This is a genomic window from Virgibacillus halodenitrificans JCM 12304, assembly GCF_001310895.1.
GTDB classification, from domain to species: Bacteria; Bacillota; Bacilli; order Bacillales; family Amphibacillaceae; genus Virgibacillus_Q; species Virgibacillus_Q halodenitrificans.
On record NZ_BAZS01000001.1, the window covers coordinates 15591 to 31748 of the forward strand.

Sequence of the window (16158 nt, forward strand, 5' to 3'; positions counted from 1 at the left end):
TTGTGCTCATGTACACTTGCTTAGTGTGGACTAGTAAGGGGTTTCATTAATAGATAGGAAATTTCTCTAATATATGATAAAGATATACATATTATATCGAGTTCTTTTTACAGTTGCTGTGACCTTCCGCACACTTCCTATATTTTTTTATAAGCTATTGTGAAAAATGCGCAATTTAGCTTTCTATGAGGTGAAAGCAAGAAAAACTATTCTTGTGAGAATTCTGCAAAAAATACGAGAGAAGAGGGAATTATGTCGCAATATGAAAACATGATAGCACGTCAGCGAAAATGGATGTTCTACCTTCTTGCACTGCTCGTAATTGGGGCTGGATTCACGCCATACTCCCGCATTTTCCTAGGTCTTTTATTAGGAAGTTCAGTAAGTTTCTACAATTTATATCTACTGCAGAAGAAAATAGCCGACTTTACAGATGCGGTTGCGGATAAGCAGCCTGCAAGAGGGCTCGGTACTGTTTCAAGGTTTGCAGCAGCAGCATTAGTAATCATCATCGCAATGCGTTTTGACACGTACTTTCATATCATTTCCGTTCTAATTGGATTAATGACATCCTACCTGGTCATTATGATAGATTTTGCTATTTTTAAGAATAAGAATTAATACATGAAAGAGGGGTGAATAAGGTGGATCATACAGCACCGATAGTAGAAGATGTATTTGGGATTTCCTGGCTGGATTTCAATATGTCGAATGTATTAATGATGTTTATCACATCACTCATTGTTTTTGTTCTTTGTGTATTGGGTGCCAGAAAGCTGCAAATGAAGCCGACCGGTGCACAAAATGTTATGGAGTGGGTTCTGGACTTCGTTAAGGGCATTATTAATGACACGATGGATTGGAAGACTGGTAAGCTATTTCTTCCATTAGCTTTGACACTGTTCACATATATTCTGGTTGGAAACATGCTGGGGGTAGTAACGAATGGAGTTGTCGGACATGACGTATGGTGGAAATCACCTACAGCTGATCCGGGGATTACATTAACACTATCAGCTATGGTAATTGTATTATCCCATTTCTATGGAATTAAATTAAGAGGTGGAAGTGAATACGTGAAAGACTATTTCCGTCCACTACCATTTTTATTTCCAATTAAGATTGTGGAAGAATTTGCGAACACGCTAACACTCGGTTTGCGTTTGTTCGGTAACTTGTACGCTGGTGAAGTACTGTTATCTCTATTAGTAGGTTTAACAACTTCTGGTGTTTTAGGCTTCCTTGGAGGAGCAATACCATTCCTGGCTTGGCAAGGATTCAGTGTATTTATTGGAGGAATACAGGCATTTATCTTCACCATGTTGGCAATGGTTTACATGTCACATAAAGTAAGTGAAGATCACTAATTATGTTAATTAACCAGTTTTAATAGTAACTCTATTGGAACCGGAAATTATTTTTTAAAAAACTTATACAACTATTTTGAGGAGGATTTATATTATGGGAGCTTTAGCAGCTGCAATAGCAGTAGGATTAGGTGCATTAGGTGCTGGTGTAGGTAACGGTTTAATCGTGAGTCGTACAGTTGAAGGGATTGCTCGTCAACCTGAACTAAAAGGTCAACTTCAAACAACAATGTTTATTGGTGTAGGTTTGGTTGAGGCAATGCCGATCATCGCGGTAGTTATCGCATTAATGGTAATGTAGTTAAATAGATACACCACTCAAATGGCGAAGATCATCTTCCGTAGAACCTTCGCCGTTGTTTATACTTATTAATTATCGAACATGATTATATATGTAATTCACTAATTATGAAGTGAAAGGAGTGAATTCTGTGCAAGCATTCACTGAGTATTCAACTATTTATGCCGCACTTGGTGGTTTTCATGTCGGCGACATGCTCATGCAATTGTTCTTCTTCATCGTTTTGCTTTTATTGGTAAAGAAATTTGCTTGGGGCCCAGTAATGGACATGATGAAAAAGCGTGAAGATTATGTAGCTTCCGAAATCGAAACAGCTGAAAAAAGCCGTGCAGATGCTGAAAAGGCATCTAAGGAAGCATTGGAACAATTGAAGCAAACGAAGCAAGAAGCACAAAAAATGATTGAAGACGCGAAAAATGCCGGAACTCGTCAGGAAGAAGAGATTATTCAAGCAGCGAGAGCCGAGGCTGATCGTATTAAAAAAGCAGCACAGGCTGATATACAGAATGAAAAAGAAAAAGCATTACAGGCTTTACAGGATAAAGTTGCATCACTATCTGTTCTTATTGCCAGCAAGGTAATTGAGAAAGAAATCAGTGCACAGGATCAAGAGAAGCTAATTAATGATTATATTAAAGAGGTAGGAGAAGAGCTATGAGTGAAGCAGTAGTTGCCAAACGATATGCAGATGCTCTTTTCCAAATCGGAAATGAAAAGACTACAATAAAGCAGTTTGGAGAAGATCTGCTTGTAGTAAAAGAAGTATTTGAAACAAATGAATCGTTATATACATTCCTAAAGCATCCTCGTGTTAATAATGAGAAAAAGAAACAATTCCTGGCAGAAGTGTTTCAAGGTCTTCATGCAGATGTCGTTAACACATTAAAGATACTTGTAGAACGTCATCGAATTGAGATCACTTCATCCATTATTGATCATTTTATCCAATTAGTGAATGATGCAAAAGGAAGTGCAGCAGCAACTGTATACTCGGTTCGTGAACTATCAGATGCGGAGCGCAAAGAACTGGAAGTTTCTTTTGCTAAGCGATTTAATAAGCAAGAAATCCAGCTTGAAAACGTGGTTGATCCTTCCCTTATCGGTGGGATGAAAATTCGTATGGGTAACACCATTTATGATGGTTCCGTTAGTGGAAAGCTAAGAAGAATCGAGCGGGAAATTGTTACTGCAAACAAATGATGATAGGGGTGAAATGGTATGAGCATCAAAGCTGAAGAAATTAGTAAGCTGATAAAGGAACAAATTGAAAACTTTGATTCAGATATTGAAGTAAGTGATGTCGGAACAGTTATCGAAATTGGGGACGGTATCGCACGTGCTCACGGCCTTGACAACGTTATGGCTGGAGAGCTTGTTGAATTTTCCAATGGTGTAATGGGTATGGCGCAAAACCTGGAAGAGAGTAATGTTGGTATTGTTATTCTTGGCCCATATACAGACATTAAAGAAGGCGATGAAGTTCGTCGTACAGGACGTATTATGCAAGTACCAGTTGGAGAGGAATTGTTAGGACGTGTTGTTAACCCACTTGGACAGCCAATTGATGGTAAAGGTCCAATTGAAACATCTAAAACACGCCCAATTGAAGGACCTGCTCCAGGCGTAATGGATCGTAAATCAGTTGATGAGCCATTGCAAACAGGTATTAAAGCAATTGACGCGTTAGTACCAATTGGTCGTGGACAGCGTGAGCTTATCATTGGTGACCGTCAAACTGGTAAAACAACTGTAGCTGTAGATGCTATTCTAAATCAGGCAGATCAAGATATGATTTGTATCTATGTAGCCATCGGTCAAAAAGAATCTACAGTAAGAGGTACAGTTGAAACACTACGTCGTTACGGTGCATTAGATTATACAATCGTTGTATCTGCTGGTGCATCTGATCCAGCTCCATTATTATATCTCGCACCATATGCTGGTGTATCCATGGGTGAAGAATTCATGTATAACGGCAAGCATGTATTAGTAGTTTATGATGACCTATCTAAACAGGCTGCCGCTTATCGTGAACTTTCCCTATTGTTACGTCGTCCGCCAGGCCGTGAAGCATTCCCAGGGGATGTATTCTACTTACATTCACGCCTATTGGAACGTGCTGCTAAATTAAATGACGATTTAGGTGGCGGTTCATTAACTGCATTACCATTCGTTGAGACACAAGCTGGCGATATCTCAGCATATATCCCGACAAACGTTATCTCGATTACAGATGGACAGATCTTCTTGCAATCTGATCTATTCTTCTCTGGGGTACGTCCGGCGATAAACGCAGGTCTCTCCGTATCCCGTGTAGGGGGATCAGCTCAGATCAAAGCAATGAAGAAAGTTGCAGGTACATTAAGACTTGACCTTGCTTCATTCCGTGAGTTGGAAGCATTCTCTCAATTTGGATCTGATTTGGATAAAGCAACAAAAGCAAAACTTGACCGAGGAGCCCGCACAGTTGAGGTTCTAAAACAAGGATTGCATAAACCATTAGTTGTTGAAAAACAAGTAATGATCATATACGCATTAACAAAAGGATTCCTTGATGATATTGCTGTAGAAGATATCACTCGTTTTGAAGATGAATTCCATGTGTGGTTAGATTCAAACCGTGCTGAATTATTGGCATCTATCCGTGAAACAGGAAAACTTCCAGAAGCAGAGGATATGAACGAAGCAGTAGAATCATTTAAGAAGACATTCTTGCCTACAGAGTAATATAAAAAATAGTCTGTATCGTTAGAATCTATAAATTCTGGGGATACAGATTCATGATACTAAAAACGAGACGCAACCTTTTAATGAAAGGGTGGTGAAAAAGCTTGGCATCACTAAGAGATATTAAAGGTCGGATCGATTCGACCAAAAAAACAAAACAAATTACAAAGGCTATGGAACTGGTTTCCGCCTCTAAGATGAGTAAAGCAGAACAAAATGCAAAAGCATTTGTTCCATATAGTGAGAAAATCCAAGAGGTTGTAGCAAGTATTGCAACAAGTAATATGGATGCAAGTCACCCGATGCTCAGTAAGCGTGAAGTTAAGAAAACTGGCTATCTTGTGATTACTTCTGATAGAGGCTTGGCAGGTGCATACAACAGTAGTGTATTGAAACGCCTTCATCAGACAGTACAGGAAAACCATCAGTCCACAGATGAGTATACAGTAATCGCAATTGGGCGAATGGGATATGATTTCTGTAGAAAACAAGGAATGCCTGTAGCTAAGAGTATTATTGGTGTACCTGATCAGCCGAATTTCTCAGAAATTAAGGAATTGGCGTCTGAAACAGTGCAAATGTATATAGATGAAGAGATTGATGAGCTAGTCATTTTCTATAATCATTATGTTAGTGCTATTTCACAGGAAGTAACAACAACGCAGCTGCTTCCTATTACGAATATTCCTCATAATGGATCAAGCAGCCAATATGAGTACGAACCAAGTCAGGAGCAAATCTTGGAAGTTCTTTTACCACAATATGCAGAAAGTCTTATTTATGGAGCATTACTAGATGGTAAAGCAAGTGAGCATGCTGCTCGTATGACAGCAATGAAGAGTGCTACGGATAACGCAGATGATCTCATCGGAGATTTAACGCTGTCTTATAACCGTGCACGCCAAGCAGCTATTACGCAGGAAATCACTGAAATTATCGGTGGAGTAGCTGCATTAGAATAGCTGGAAAGTAAGTTAGGAGGGAAATCGATGAGCAAAGGACACGTTACACAAGTTATGGGACCAGTCGTAGACGTTAAATTTGACGACGGCCAGATCCCAGCTATATATAACGCTTTGAACATCATTGTTGAATCCGAAGATGGCTCTGAAGCAACTACCCAAACGCTGGAAGTTGCTTTACATCTTGGTGATAATAGTGTTCGTACTATCGCGATGGGTTCCACAGATGGTGTTAAGCGTGGCATGATTGTAGAAAATCTAGGAAGACCAATATCTGTACCAGTAGGTGAGGTTACCTTAGGACGTGTATTTAACGTACTTGGGGAGAAAATTGACCTTGATGAGCCATTGGCACCAGATACTCGTCTTGATCCGATTCACCGTGAAGCACCAAAATTTGAAAACCTGTCTACAGAATCAGAAATTCTTGAAACAGGTATCAAAGTTGTAGACCTTTTGGCGCCATACATTAAAGGTGGTAAGATTGGTCTGTTTGGTGGAGCCGGTGTAGGTAAAACCGTATTAATTCAGGAGTTAATCAATAACATTGCCCAGGAGCATGGTGGTCTGTCTGTATTCGCCGGTGTTGGGGAACGTACACGTGAAGGAAATGACCTTTACTATGAAATGAAAGACTCTGGTGTTATTACAAAAACTGCTATGGTTTTCGGACAAATGAACGAGCCACCTGGAGCACGTATGCGTGTGGCATTAACTGGTCTTACAATGGCAGAGTACTTCCGTGATGAGCAAGGACAGGATGTACTATTCTTTGTTGACAACATTTACCGCTTTACACAAGCAGGTTCTGAGGTTTCTGCACTACTTGGCCGTATGCTTCAGCAGTTGGTTATCAGCCAACGTTAGCAACTGAAATGGGACAATTACAGGAGCGTATCACTTCAACTGATAAAGGTTCTGTAACATCTATTCAGGCAATTTACGTACCAGCGGATGACTATACAGATCCGGCACCAGCTACAACATTTGCTCACTTAGACGCGACAACCAACTTGGATCGTAAGCTTTCTGAGCAAGGGATATACCCAGCGGTTGATCCGCTAGCTTCAACTTCTCGTGCATTGGATCCAGAAGTTGTTGGGGATGAACATTACGAAGTTGCACGTGAAGTACAGAGTACACTTCAACGCTATAAAGAACTTCAGGATATCATTGCAATCCTTGGTATGGATGAGCTTAGTGATGAAGACAAGCTAATTGTAGCTCGTGCCCGTCGCGTACAGTTCTTCTTATCACAGAACTTCCACGTTGCAGAACAGTTTACAGGACAAAAAGGTTCTTATGTTCCAGTAGCGGAAACTGTAAAAGGCTTCAAGGAAATTCTTGAAGGTAAATACGATGACCTTCCAGAGGATGCATTCCGTCTTGTAGGCCGTATTGAAGAAGTTGTTGAAAAAGCAAAAGGAATGGAATAATAGACATAAGGTAGAAGTCTGTCTTAATTAGAATGGTCGCGTGTTTTACATAATTACAGCGACCAGCTTCATGCCTGTCTTAGGAGGGGTTACATTGAAAACACTAACTGTGAGTGTTGTTACTCCTGATGGTCCAGTCTTGGAAGATAGTTTTGAAATGGTTAGCTGTAAAGCAGAAAGTGGAGAACTTGGGATTTTACCAGGTCATATTCCACTAGTTGCTCCATTAACGATTAGTGCAGTACGTTTAAAGCATGAGAACCGTGTGGAGCACCTTGCTGTGAGTGGCGGGTTTATGGAGGTTCGGCCAGAAAAGGTAACAATTCTTGCTCAATCTGCAGAAAAACCTTCTGATATCAACGTTCAACGTGCCAAAGAAGCAAAAGAACGTGCAGAACGCCGCCTACAGTCTAAGCAAGACGATGTCGACTTCCAAAGGGCAGAATTAGCACTCAAAAGAGCATTGAACCGCATTAATGTGGGCCAATAATACAAACAAAAAGCTTCTGCACTCTCTGTGCAGAAGCTTTTTGTTATAGTAATTGTAGGTTCTAATGTATTCTGCAGCGGATAACTTTGCTCTGCAGCTGATTAATCTAATCGGCGACGAATAGCTTTGGTGGTATTTATGCTGTAAGTAATTGTCGTTATTTCCCGGGAAATTATTCTTTATTTCTACAAATACTCCGCGTTTTTCCATAAAAAGCGTTTTCACTAAATGCAAGTCATTGACTTTTGCTATTTTAAATGGCAGAGTATCTAGTAGGTAATTTAACGAAGGTGGTTATTATGTTTTCAATTGGACAAATGGCATTATTTAGTATGGTATCACATTTAATATTTATTTATTTGGCATGGAAATTAATGCTTGCAATTAATTTTGATCCGATCATTCGTAAAGGAAAGGCCAAGGAAGCACAAGTCTTTTTCCTCTTAATCGCTATCGTAATTGGAACAGGTGTTAGTAGATTTTTCCTTGATATTCTTCAATGGTCAAGTGATCTGATTTATTTTTTCTAAAAACATAACAATAGCAATCTAGTAAATGTCGAGTTTTGTTTTGTATACTAAAGAAACCCGCTGTCAATACTATAACTAATTATGTATTGCAGGGGGTTTTTTAATGTTTAAGAAAGTGGCACTTATTAGTATTCTATTATTTTTTATAACAACTGAGACAATAGCAAAACAAGCATATGAGGATGAGCTAACTGATATCGCTAATACGGTGTTGGAAAATAATCTGACGATCACATCCTGGCAAACCACAATAAAACAAAAGATTGATAGAAAAAAGATAGATGATTTAATTCTGGATTTAAACAATAGGTATTTAGTCACTAGGAAAGAAACTGAAAAAAGTTTAAACTATTCTTTTGAGAGCACACATAAATCAAGTGAAATAAACGAACAATATAATGTTGTCATTCCTAAGGATAATATGTATTCTATAGAGTTCATCGCAGTAATTAAAGGTACGAATTGGAGCCATGAGACTCAAGAAAAATACGTAAGAAAGCTAAAAAAAATATCAGATCGATATTTCAATCAAACGTCAAAAAAATTTGCTTGTCTGACAACTAGTAATGATGGTATAATTAAAGGTGATTATTTTTTAAAAGATTTGACAAAAAAACTCCATATTCAACATGTACATACACAATATGACAACATGGTAAATTCGGTGCATAAAAAAATCCTTTACGGGTATACACCACTATGGAGCGAGAAAATTGTAGTAAAAAATACACCGATGAATGTGCAAGTGGCTGTAAAACAACATGAAGATGGAACACAGACATACATGATAGGAACACCTATCCTAATAAATGAATATTAATATTATGAAATTGGATCTGAAGGAGATTTGAAATATGGAAAAAATCATCGTAAGAGGCGGACACCAATTAAAGGGCACCGTAAAGGTCGAGGGTGCAAAGAATGCGGTCCTTCCTGTAATTGCTGCAAGCCTTATAGCAAGTGAAGGAAAGAGTGTCATCAAAGATGTTCCCGAATTGGCGGATGTATATACAATAAATCAAGTACTAAGCAATATGAATGCAGATGTCCATTTTGAAAATAATACAGTTACCGTTGATGCTTCCAATCAACTTACAACGGAAGCACCGTTTGAATATGTAAGAAAGATGCGAGCATCTGTATTGGTATTAGGACCTTTATTGGCACGCTATGGCCATGCAAATGTTGCAATGCCTGGTGGGTGTGCAATTGGATCACGACCTATTGATCTGCATCTAAAAGGTTTTGAAGCAATGGGAGCAGAAGTACATGTTGGAAACGGTTTTGTAGAAGCACATGTTAAAGGGCGCCTAAAAGGTGCTAAGATTTATTTGGATATGCCAAGTGTGGGTGCTACGGAAAATATAATGATGGCAGCAGCATTGGCAGATGGTAAAACAGTTCTTGAAAATTGTGCGAAAGAACCTGAAATTGTAGATTTAGCAAACTACTTGAATAAAATGGGAGCCAAAATAGTTGGCGCAGGTACGGAGACAATTCGTATCGAAGGTGTGGAAAAGCTATACGGTGTGGAGCATTCCATTATTCCTGATCGTGTGGAAGCTGGAACTTTCATGGTGGCGGCAGCAATTACTGGTGGTAACATTTTAATTGAGAATGCAGAAAGTGAACACTTACGTTCTGTTATTTCAAAGTTGGAAGAAATGAATGTTTCAGTGAAGGAAGAAAAAAACGGACTTCGGGTTATTGGACCGAAGCAGTTAAAAGCAACTGATATTAAGACATTACCACATCCAGGTTTTCCTACTGATATGCAGTCTCAAATGATGGCATTAATGCTATGTGCAGAAGGGACTAGTGTTATTACGGAAACCGTTTTTGAAAACCGATTTATGCATGTGGAAGAATTCCGTAGAATGAATGCGAAAATGAAGATAGAAGGTCGTAGTGTAATAATTGAAGGTCCAAGTGATCTACAAGGAGCTGAAGTAGCAGCGACCGACCTTCGAGCAGCAGCGGCATTAATTTTAGCTGGTCTTTGTTCAGATGGGTATACACGAGTAACCGAACTGAAGCATTTGGATCGCGGATATGTTAACTTTGCAGGTAAATTGGCTGCGTTAGGTGCAGATATCGAGCGCGTCGATGAAAGTGGAGATGTAATTAATCCATTTGCAAAAGTAGATTATCAAAAACAAAACATTATAGCAGAGTTATCATAATAAAATTACCATATTTTCTTAAAAAAGGCAGGTGGGCATATCTATGTTCATCTGTTTTTGTATTGTCTAAAAAACCGTAAATTTTGGCTTTAATATAATATATTCCGGGCTTATCCAATGTTTTGAAAATGTATATAAACCCCGAAGTAACTTTTAAGTACAGTATAAAAAGTAACCTTCTGTTGGAAAGCTGACTTAAACATTGAATCTAGTTATATCACCACTACGAAAAACACTGCGCTTTTCGGGGGCGGCTGAAGCCATGCCGGTGGCAAAGTAGACACTGTGAGGTCACGAACAGATGTCGCACTTGTACCCGGAGGTGTGAAAGCGTCCCACTAAAGCGGAAATCAATGGGTTGCCCATTTCTTTAGAATAGTTAGTTTTACAACTCAGATGAATCTTCCTACTACAAATATTCTTATATTATTTTCATAGCTTACTAGCCAGTATCGGTTTCCTTTAAATTTTTTATACCTTGAAACACAGAAATGTTTACGTAGCAGTAGTAAAAACCTTACAATTTTATAAATTGTCTTTTAATTTCAAAATTTGTATGGTAAAATTGAAAGAAAATTACCAATAATTTTAATGGAAGGAAAAGGTGTTACTACATGAAATTATACATCTCTGTGGATATGGAAGGAATCACTGGTTTACCTGACCATACATATGTAGACTTTCGTAAGCATAATTATGAACGGGCGAGAAAAATAATGACAGATGAAACGAATGTTGTAATCGATGCAGCATGGAAGTCTGGCTGGAAAGATATTTTAGTGAATGATAGTCATTCAAAAATGAATAATATATTAATAGATCATTTGCACCCAGAAGCTAAATTAATAACCGGAGAAGTGAAACCGCTTTCTATGATGCAAGGTTTGGATAATACATATGATGGGGCGATGTTTGTCGGGTATCATGCGCGTGCAGGCCAATTTGGTGTCATGTCACATGCGATGATTCACGCGGTTAGAAATTTTTACATAAATGACCATGTAATTGGTGAAATGGGATTTAATGCTTACGTCGCGGGCTATTTTGGCGTTCCAATTCTTCTTGTGGCAGGTGATGATCAAGCAACGAAAGAAGCTAAGGAATTAATTCCGGGAGTTACTGTAGCTGCAGTGAAGGAAACAATTTCGAGATCGTCTGTCAAGAGTCTCACACCAAAGAAAGCCGGTGAGCTTTTGACAGAAAAGGTAAAGATAGCGTTGGAAAACCGCAATCACGTGAAACCGTTAACCCCTCCGGAAAATCCAATGTTGCGAATTGAATTTAATAACTTTGGGCAGGCAGAATGGGCAAATTTGATGCCAGGAACAGAAATTGAGCCTGGTACTACCATTGTTCGTTTTCAGGCTAAAAATATATTGGAAGCATATCAAGCGATGCTTGTCATGACAGAGCTCGCGATGAATACTACATTTTCTTAGGAGGGGTTGCCAATGCTGAAATATATACTCAAACGATTACTGATTATGGCTGTAACCCTATGGATTATTGTGACTTTAACATTTGTCTTGATGGTATCCATCCCAGGTTCACCTTTAAATGAAGAGCGTGGAACGAATGAAACTGTACAGAAGAACCTGGAGGCACATTATAACCTGGACGAACCATACCATATCCAATACTTACTCTATTTAAAATCAATTGTGACCCTTGATTTTGGACCTTCTATCAAACAACCAAACCAAACGGTAAATGATTTATTGGGAAGAGGATTTCCCATTTCCTTTGAACTTGGGATTGTCACCATTTTAGTTGCTGTCTTTTCTGGAATTATTCTAGGTATCGTTGCTGCTCTAAAACATAACGGTATCATTGATTATATGGCAATGAGTTTGGCAGTATTGGGAATCTCCATACCAAACTTTGTGCTTGCAACATTGCTCATTCAGCAACTGGCAGTGAAATATGAAATTTTCCCTGTTGCAACATGGTCAAGTCCTGCACATATGGTGCTACCAATTATCGCACTTGCTACTGGACCGATGGCGATCATTGCCAGATTAACAAGGTCTACGATGCTAGAAGTTCTTACACAGGACTATATTAAGATGGCAAGAGCAAAGGGGCTTTCCCCGTGGAAAATTGTGTTTAAGCATGCCCTTAAAAATGCGCTTATGCCAGTTGTTACGATTATGGGTACGTTACTTGCAGGTATCTTAACAGGAACGTTTGTCATCGAAAAGATCTTTGCAATACCTGGCATGGGGAAATATTTTGTAGAGAGTATTAATCAACGAGATTATCCAGTCATTATGGGAACAACTGTGTTTTACAGTGCTTTTCTCATCTTTATGCTTTTCCTTGTAGATATTGCCTATGGCATTTTGGATCCTCGTATTAAGATACATAAAAAAGGAGGAGAATCCTAATGAAAGTAGCAAACAAAATAGAAACAGCACATTCTCCTGCTGAAATACCAAATGATTGGTTTACATGGAAAGAAACGGATAAAGAAGCAGCAGAGGTCGTATCCAGACCTTCACTATCTTATTGGCAAGATGCTTGGAAACGATTAGTAAAAAACAAATTAGCGATGGCTGGTCTCGTTTTTCTTGTTTTATTAACTATTATGGCTATATTTGGTCCAATAATTTCTCCTTATACGGTAGATAAAACTAATTTGCCAAATCAATTTCAGCCTCCCTCTGGAGATCACTGGTTTGGCACAGATTCCTTGGGAAGAGACGTATTTACAAGAACATGGTTTGGTGCACGTATATCATTGTTTGTAGGGCTAATGGCTGCATTAATAGATTTTACAATTGGTATTATTTATGGGGGTATTTCCGGATATAAAGGTGGACGTGCTGACAATATTATGATGCGCATTATCGAAATCTTATATGGCCTGCCCTATTTGCTTGTTGTTATTCTACTGCTGGTTGTACTTGGGCCAAGTTTAGGAACGATCATCCTTGCCTTAACAGTTACCGGCTGGGTAGGTATGGCCAGGATTGTGCGAGGACAAGTACTTCAAATTAAAAACTATGAATTTGTGCTGGCCTCAAGGTCATTTGGAACGAAAACATCACGGATTATAAGAAAAAACTTAATACCAAATACAATGGGACCAATCATTGTGCAAATGACATTAACGGTGCCCAGCGCCATATTTGCGGAAGCGTTTCTAAGTTTTCTTGGACTAGGAATACAATCTCCGCATGCAAGTTGGGGCATGATGGCAAATGATGCTTTGGGAGCAATCCTTTCCGGACATTGGTGGACATTGTTCTTCCCTGCATTTTTTATCTCGTTTACGATGTTTGCATTTAATGTATTAGGTGACGGGCTTCAGGATGCACTTGATCCGAAGCTAAGGAAGTAGGTGACATAGATGGAAAAAATACTTGATGTAAAAGACCTCCACGTAACCTTTACTACTTATGGTGGTACGGTAAAAGCCGTACGTGGTGTTAACTTTCATTTGAATAAAGGGGAAACCTTGGCAATTGTAGGAGAATCCGGATGTGGTAAAAGCGTTACCTCAAATGCGATTATGCGCTTAATACCCGATCCGCCCGGTAAGATCTCCAATGGGTCCATTCACTTTCATGGAAAAGATCTTGTCCGGTTGTCTGAAAAGCAAATGCGGAATATTCGGGGTGTCGATATCTCCATGATATTCCAGGATCCGATGACCGCCTTAAATCCGACATTAACAATTGGGACTCAATTAATGGAGGGGCTAAGGCAGCATAAAAAGATTACTGGTGAAGAAGCCAAACAAAAGGCATTGGAAATGATGAACCTTGTAGGCATCCCTAATCCGGAGGAACGCTTAAAACAATATCCACACCAATTCAGTGGAGGAATGCGGCAACGTATTGTAATTGCAATGGCTTTAATTTGTGAGCCGGAATTATTGATTGCGGATGAACCTACGACTGCACTTGACGTGACGATTCAAGCTCAAATTTTGGAGTTGTTTAACAGAATTCAAGAAGCTACAGGGGTTTCCATTATCCTGATTACACATGATTTAGGCGTAGTAGCAAAAATTGCTGATCGAATTGCTGTTATGTATGCAGGAAAGATTATCGAGGTTGGTACAAAGCGGGAAATATTTTACCAGGCACAGCATCCCTATACGAAGGGATTACTGAAATCAGTGCCTCGCCTGGATTTGCAAGGGGAAAAACTAACACCGATTGACGGTACACCACCAGATTTATTCTCACCTCCGGTTGGATGTCCTTTTACTGCAAGATGTCCATTCGCCATGGAGGTGTGTGATAAAGTTTATCCTGGCACAACGGAGCTAAGCGATGCACATAAAGTGGATTGCTGGCTTCAGGATGAGCGGGCTAAACAGCTTTTGGCTTCAACAGCCAATAATTAAAATTCAAAGGGGGAAAAAGGTATGAGAAAATGGCTAGTAGTTTTGATGGCAATACTCACGGTTCTTATGCTTGCAGCATGTACAGCAAATGAGGATGCCGGTGAGGAAAAGCCGAAAGAAGATGGTAATGATGCAGAAGCAACAGAAGAAAAGAGTGACGATGGAAAAGTATTATATATGAATAATGGAAATGAACCTACTTCACTTAATCCTCCAGTAGGTTTTGATTCGGTATCATGGAATGTGTTGAATAACTTGATGGAAGGTTTAACAAGGTTGGGTGAAGATGATCAACCACAGGAAGCAATTGCGGAATCATGGGATATTTCGGAGGATCAAAAGACATATACCTTCCATATCAGGGAGAACGCCAACTGGTCCAATGGTGATCCAGTAACTGCAGAGGATTTTGTCTATGCATGGAAGCAATTATTAAATCCAGAAACAGCTTCTCCTGCAGCATTTCTTGGTTACTTTATTGAAGGTGGAGAAGCTTATAATAATGGCGAAGGATCAGCAGATGATGTGGGCGTCAAAGCTGTTGATGAAAAAACCTTTGAAGTAACGTTGAATGCCCCAACAGGATTCTTCCTGCATGTTATTTCAAACCCTGCGTTTTTCCCGGTAAATGCAAAGGTTGCTGAAGAAAACCCAGAGTGGTATGCAGAAGCTGATTCCTTTGTTTCCAATGGTCCATTTAAATTGGAATCATGGGCACATGATAGTGAAATGATGATGGTTAAGAATGATCAATATTGGGATGCAGAAACAGTGAAATTGGATAAGGTTCATTGGGCTATGGTTAATGAAACAAACACAGAATATCAGATGTTTGAATCAGGTGATCTTGATATGACCTCCATTCCTTCTGACATGGCTGACCAGCTTATTGATGGAGATAATGTTGTTATTGAGGATCAGGCTGGATTGTATTTTTATCGTTTCAATGTAAATGAAGAACCATTCCAAAATGAAAAGATCCGTAAAGCATTTGCGCTAGCAATCAATCAACAGGACATTGTTGACTTTGTAACGAAAAATAAAGAAGAACCAGCTACAGGTTTTGTTTCCCCTGGCTTCAAAGATCCTTCTGGAAAAGATTTCCGTGAGGTGAATGGGGATTTGGTGAAATTTGACCCTGAAAAAGCTAAGAAGCTTCTTGAAGAAGGAATGAAAGAGGAAGGCTATGATGAGTTACCTGAAGTAGTACTAAGCTACAACACGAGTGAAGACCATAAAGCAATTGCAGAGACAATGCAAAGTATGTATAAGGATAATCTGGGCGTAGAGGTTTCCTTAGAGAATACAGAATGGAATGTATTCCTTGAGGATCAAAAAGGCTTAAAACACCAGTTATCCCGAAGCTCCTTCTTATTTGACTATGGTGATCCAGTTAACTTCTTGGAAAGCTTTATTACAGATTCAACGATGAACCGTACAGGTTGGTCGAACAAAGAATATGATGAGTTAATTGCTAACGCCAAGTCCGAAACAGATGAAGCAAAACGTTGGGAGTATATGGAGAAGGCAGAGAAATTGCTAGCAGAGAAAATGCCGATCTTCCCAATTCACTATTACAATCAAGTATTCATATACAGTGAAGACGTATCAGGCATTGTGCGTCACCCAGTAGGCTATGTAGAGCTTAAGTGGGCAGATAAGCAATAAAGTAAAACTATTTTTAGAGATAACTAGAAAACTAACATAATAGAGAATAGCTCATATACATATGTATATGGGCTCCCTTTTTCTTTTCTTAGTACTATGCCAGAAAAAATACATTAGCTTTTTAGCTTACTTAAAGG

The 16158-nt window shown here is 39.1% G+C and carries 16 protein-coding genes and 1 pseudogene; all 17 read left to right on the forward strand.

Annotated features, from left to right (window positions below):
• The first annotated feature begins 252 nt into the window (after positions 1 to 252).
• The 17 genes and pseudogenes from JCM12304_RS00080 (at position 253) to JCM12304_RS00160 (ending at position 16021) form a co-directional block, all read left to right on the forward strand.
• Positions 253 to 621, forward strand: coding sequence for an ATP synthase subunit I (locus tag JCM12304_RS00080; RefSeq protein ID WP_019378209.1), 369 nt, complete (start codon positions 253 to 255; stop codon positions 619 to 621).
• A gap of 23 nt (positions 622 to 644) precedes the next feature.
• Positions 645 to 1367 (forward strand): F0F1 ATP synthase subunit A, encoded by a 723-nt coding sequence (gene atpB, locus JCM12304_RS00085; protein ID WP_019378208.1) that lies wholly within the window; start codon positions 645 to 647, stop codon positions 1365 to 1367.
• 94 nt (positions 1368 to 1461) lie between these two features.
• Entirely contained in the window at positions 1462 to 1668 is a 207-nt protein-coding gene (atpE, locus tag JCM12304_RS00090) for a F0F1 ATP synthase subunit C (RefSeq protein ID WP_019378207.1), read from the forward strand.
• 130 nt (positions 1669 to 1798) lie between these two features.
• The gene (gene atpF / locus JCM12304_RS00095; protein ID WP_019378206.1) at positions 1799 to 2326 is read left to right on the forward strand and encodes a F0F1 ATP synthase subunit B; all 528 of its coding nucleotides are present in this window, start codon (positions 1799 to 1801) and stop codon (positions 2324 to 2326) included.
• Positions 2323 to 2868: a F0F1 ATP synthase subunit delta gene (locus JCM12304_RS00100; RefSeq protein WP_060678144.1), complete on the forward strand. Its 546-nt coding sequence runs from the start codon at positions 2323 to 2325 to the stop codon at positions 2866 to 2868. Before atpF ends, JCM12304_RS00100 begins: the two co-directional genes overlap by 4 nt.
• Positions 2869 to 2886: 18 nt before the next feature.
• The gene (atpA, locus tag JCM12304_RS00105; RefSeq protein ID WP_019378204.1) at positions 2887 to 4395 is read left to right on the forward strand and encodes a F0F1 ATP synthase subunit alpha; all 1509 of its coding nucleotides are present in this window, start codon (positions 2887 to 2889) and stop codon (positions 4393 to 4395) included.
• 104 nt (positions 4396 to 4499) lie between these two features.
• Entirely contained in the window at positions 4500 to 5357 is an 858-nt protein-coding gene (atpG, locus tag JCM12304_RS00110; RefSeq protein ID WP_019378203.1) for an ATP synthase F1 subunit gamma, read from the forward strand.
• Between the two features lie 27 nt (positions 5358 to 5384).
• Positions 5385 to 6793: pseudogene (atpD, locus tag JCM12304_RS00115) on the forward strand (F0F1 ATP synthase subunit beta).
• A gap of 94 nt (positions 6794 to 6887) precedes the next feature.
• On the forward strand, positions 6888 to 7283 hold the full coding sequence (locus tag JCM12304_RS00120; protein ID WP_019378201.1) for a F0F1 ATP synthase subunit epsilon: 396 nt from the start codon (positions 6888 to 6890) through the stop codon (positions 7281 to 7283).
• Between the two features lie 257 nt (positions 7284 to 7540).
• Complete coding sequence (locus tag JCM12304_RS00125; protein ID WP_237670151.1) at positions 7541 to 7813, forward strand: DUF1146 family protein; 273 nt, start codon at positions 7541 to 7543, stop codon at positions 7811 to 7813.
• 103 nt (positions 7814 to 7916) lie between these two features.
• Positions 7917 to 8633: a YwmB family TATA-box binding protein gene (locus JCM12304_RS00130; protein ID WP_019378199.1), complete on the forward strand. Its 717-nt coding sequence runs from the start codon at positions 7917 to 7919 to the stop codon at positions 8631 to 8633.
• Positions 8634 to 8667: 34 nt separating this feature from the next.
• Complete coding sequence (gene murA / locus JCM12304_RS00135) at positions 8668 to 9996, forward strand: UDP-N-acetylglucosamine 1-carboxyvinyltransferase (RefSeq protein ID WP_019378198.1); 1329 nt, start codon at positions 8668 to 8670, stop codon at positions 9994 to 9996.
• Between the two features lie 614 nt (positions 9997 to 10610).
• Positions 10611 to 11435: a D-aminopeptidase DppA gene (dppA, locus tag JCM12304_RS00140; RefSeq protein ID WP_060678145.1), complete on the forward strand. Its 825-nt coding sequence runs from the start codon at positions 10611 to 10613 to the stop codon at positions 11433 to 11435.
• Between the two features lie 12 nt (positions 11436 to 11447).
• Entirely contained in the window at positions 11448 to 12383 is a 936-nt protein-coding gene (locus JCM12304_RS00145) for an ABC transporter permease (RefSeq protein ID WP_019378194.1), read from the forward strand.
• The gene (locus JCM12304_RS00150) at positions 12383 to 13339 is read left to right on the forward strand and encodes an ABC transporter permease (protein ID WP_019378193.1); all 957 of its coding nucleotides are present in this window, start codon (positions 12383 to 12385) and stop codon (positions 13337 to 13339) included. Before JCM12304_RS00145 ends, JCM12304_RS00150 begins: the two co-directional genes overlap by 1 nt.
• A 9-nt stretch (positions 13340 to 13348) precedes the next feature.
• A complete protein-coding gene (locus JCM12304_RS00155) occupies positions 13349 to 14353 on the forward strand; it encodes an ABC transporter ATP-binding protein (protein ID WP_060678146.1) in 1005 nt (334 codons plus the stop codon).
• A gap of 21 nt (positions 14354 to 14374) precedes the next feature.
• Entirely contained in the window at positions 14375 to 16021 is a 1647-nt protein-coding gene (locus JCM12304_RS00160; RefSeq protein ID WP_060678147.1) for a peptide ABC transporter substrate-binding protein, read from the forward strand.
• The last annotated feature ends 137 nt before the right edge of the window (positions 16022 to 16158 follow it).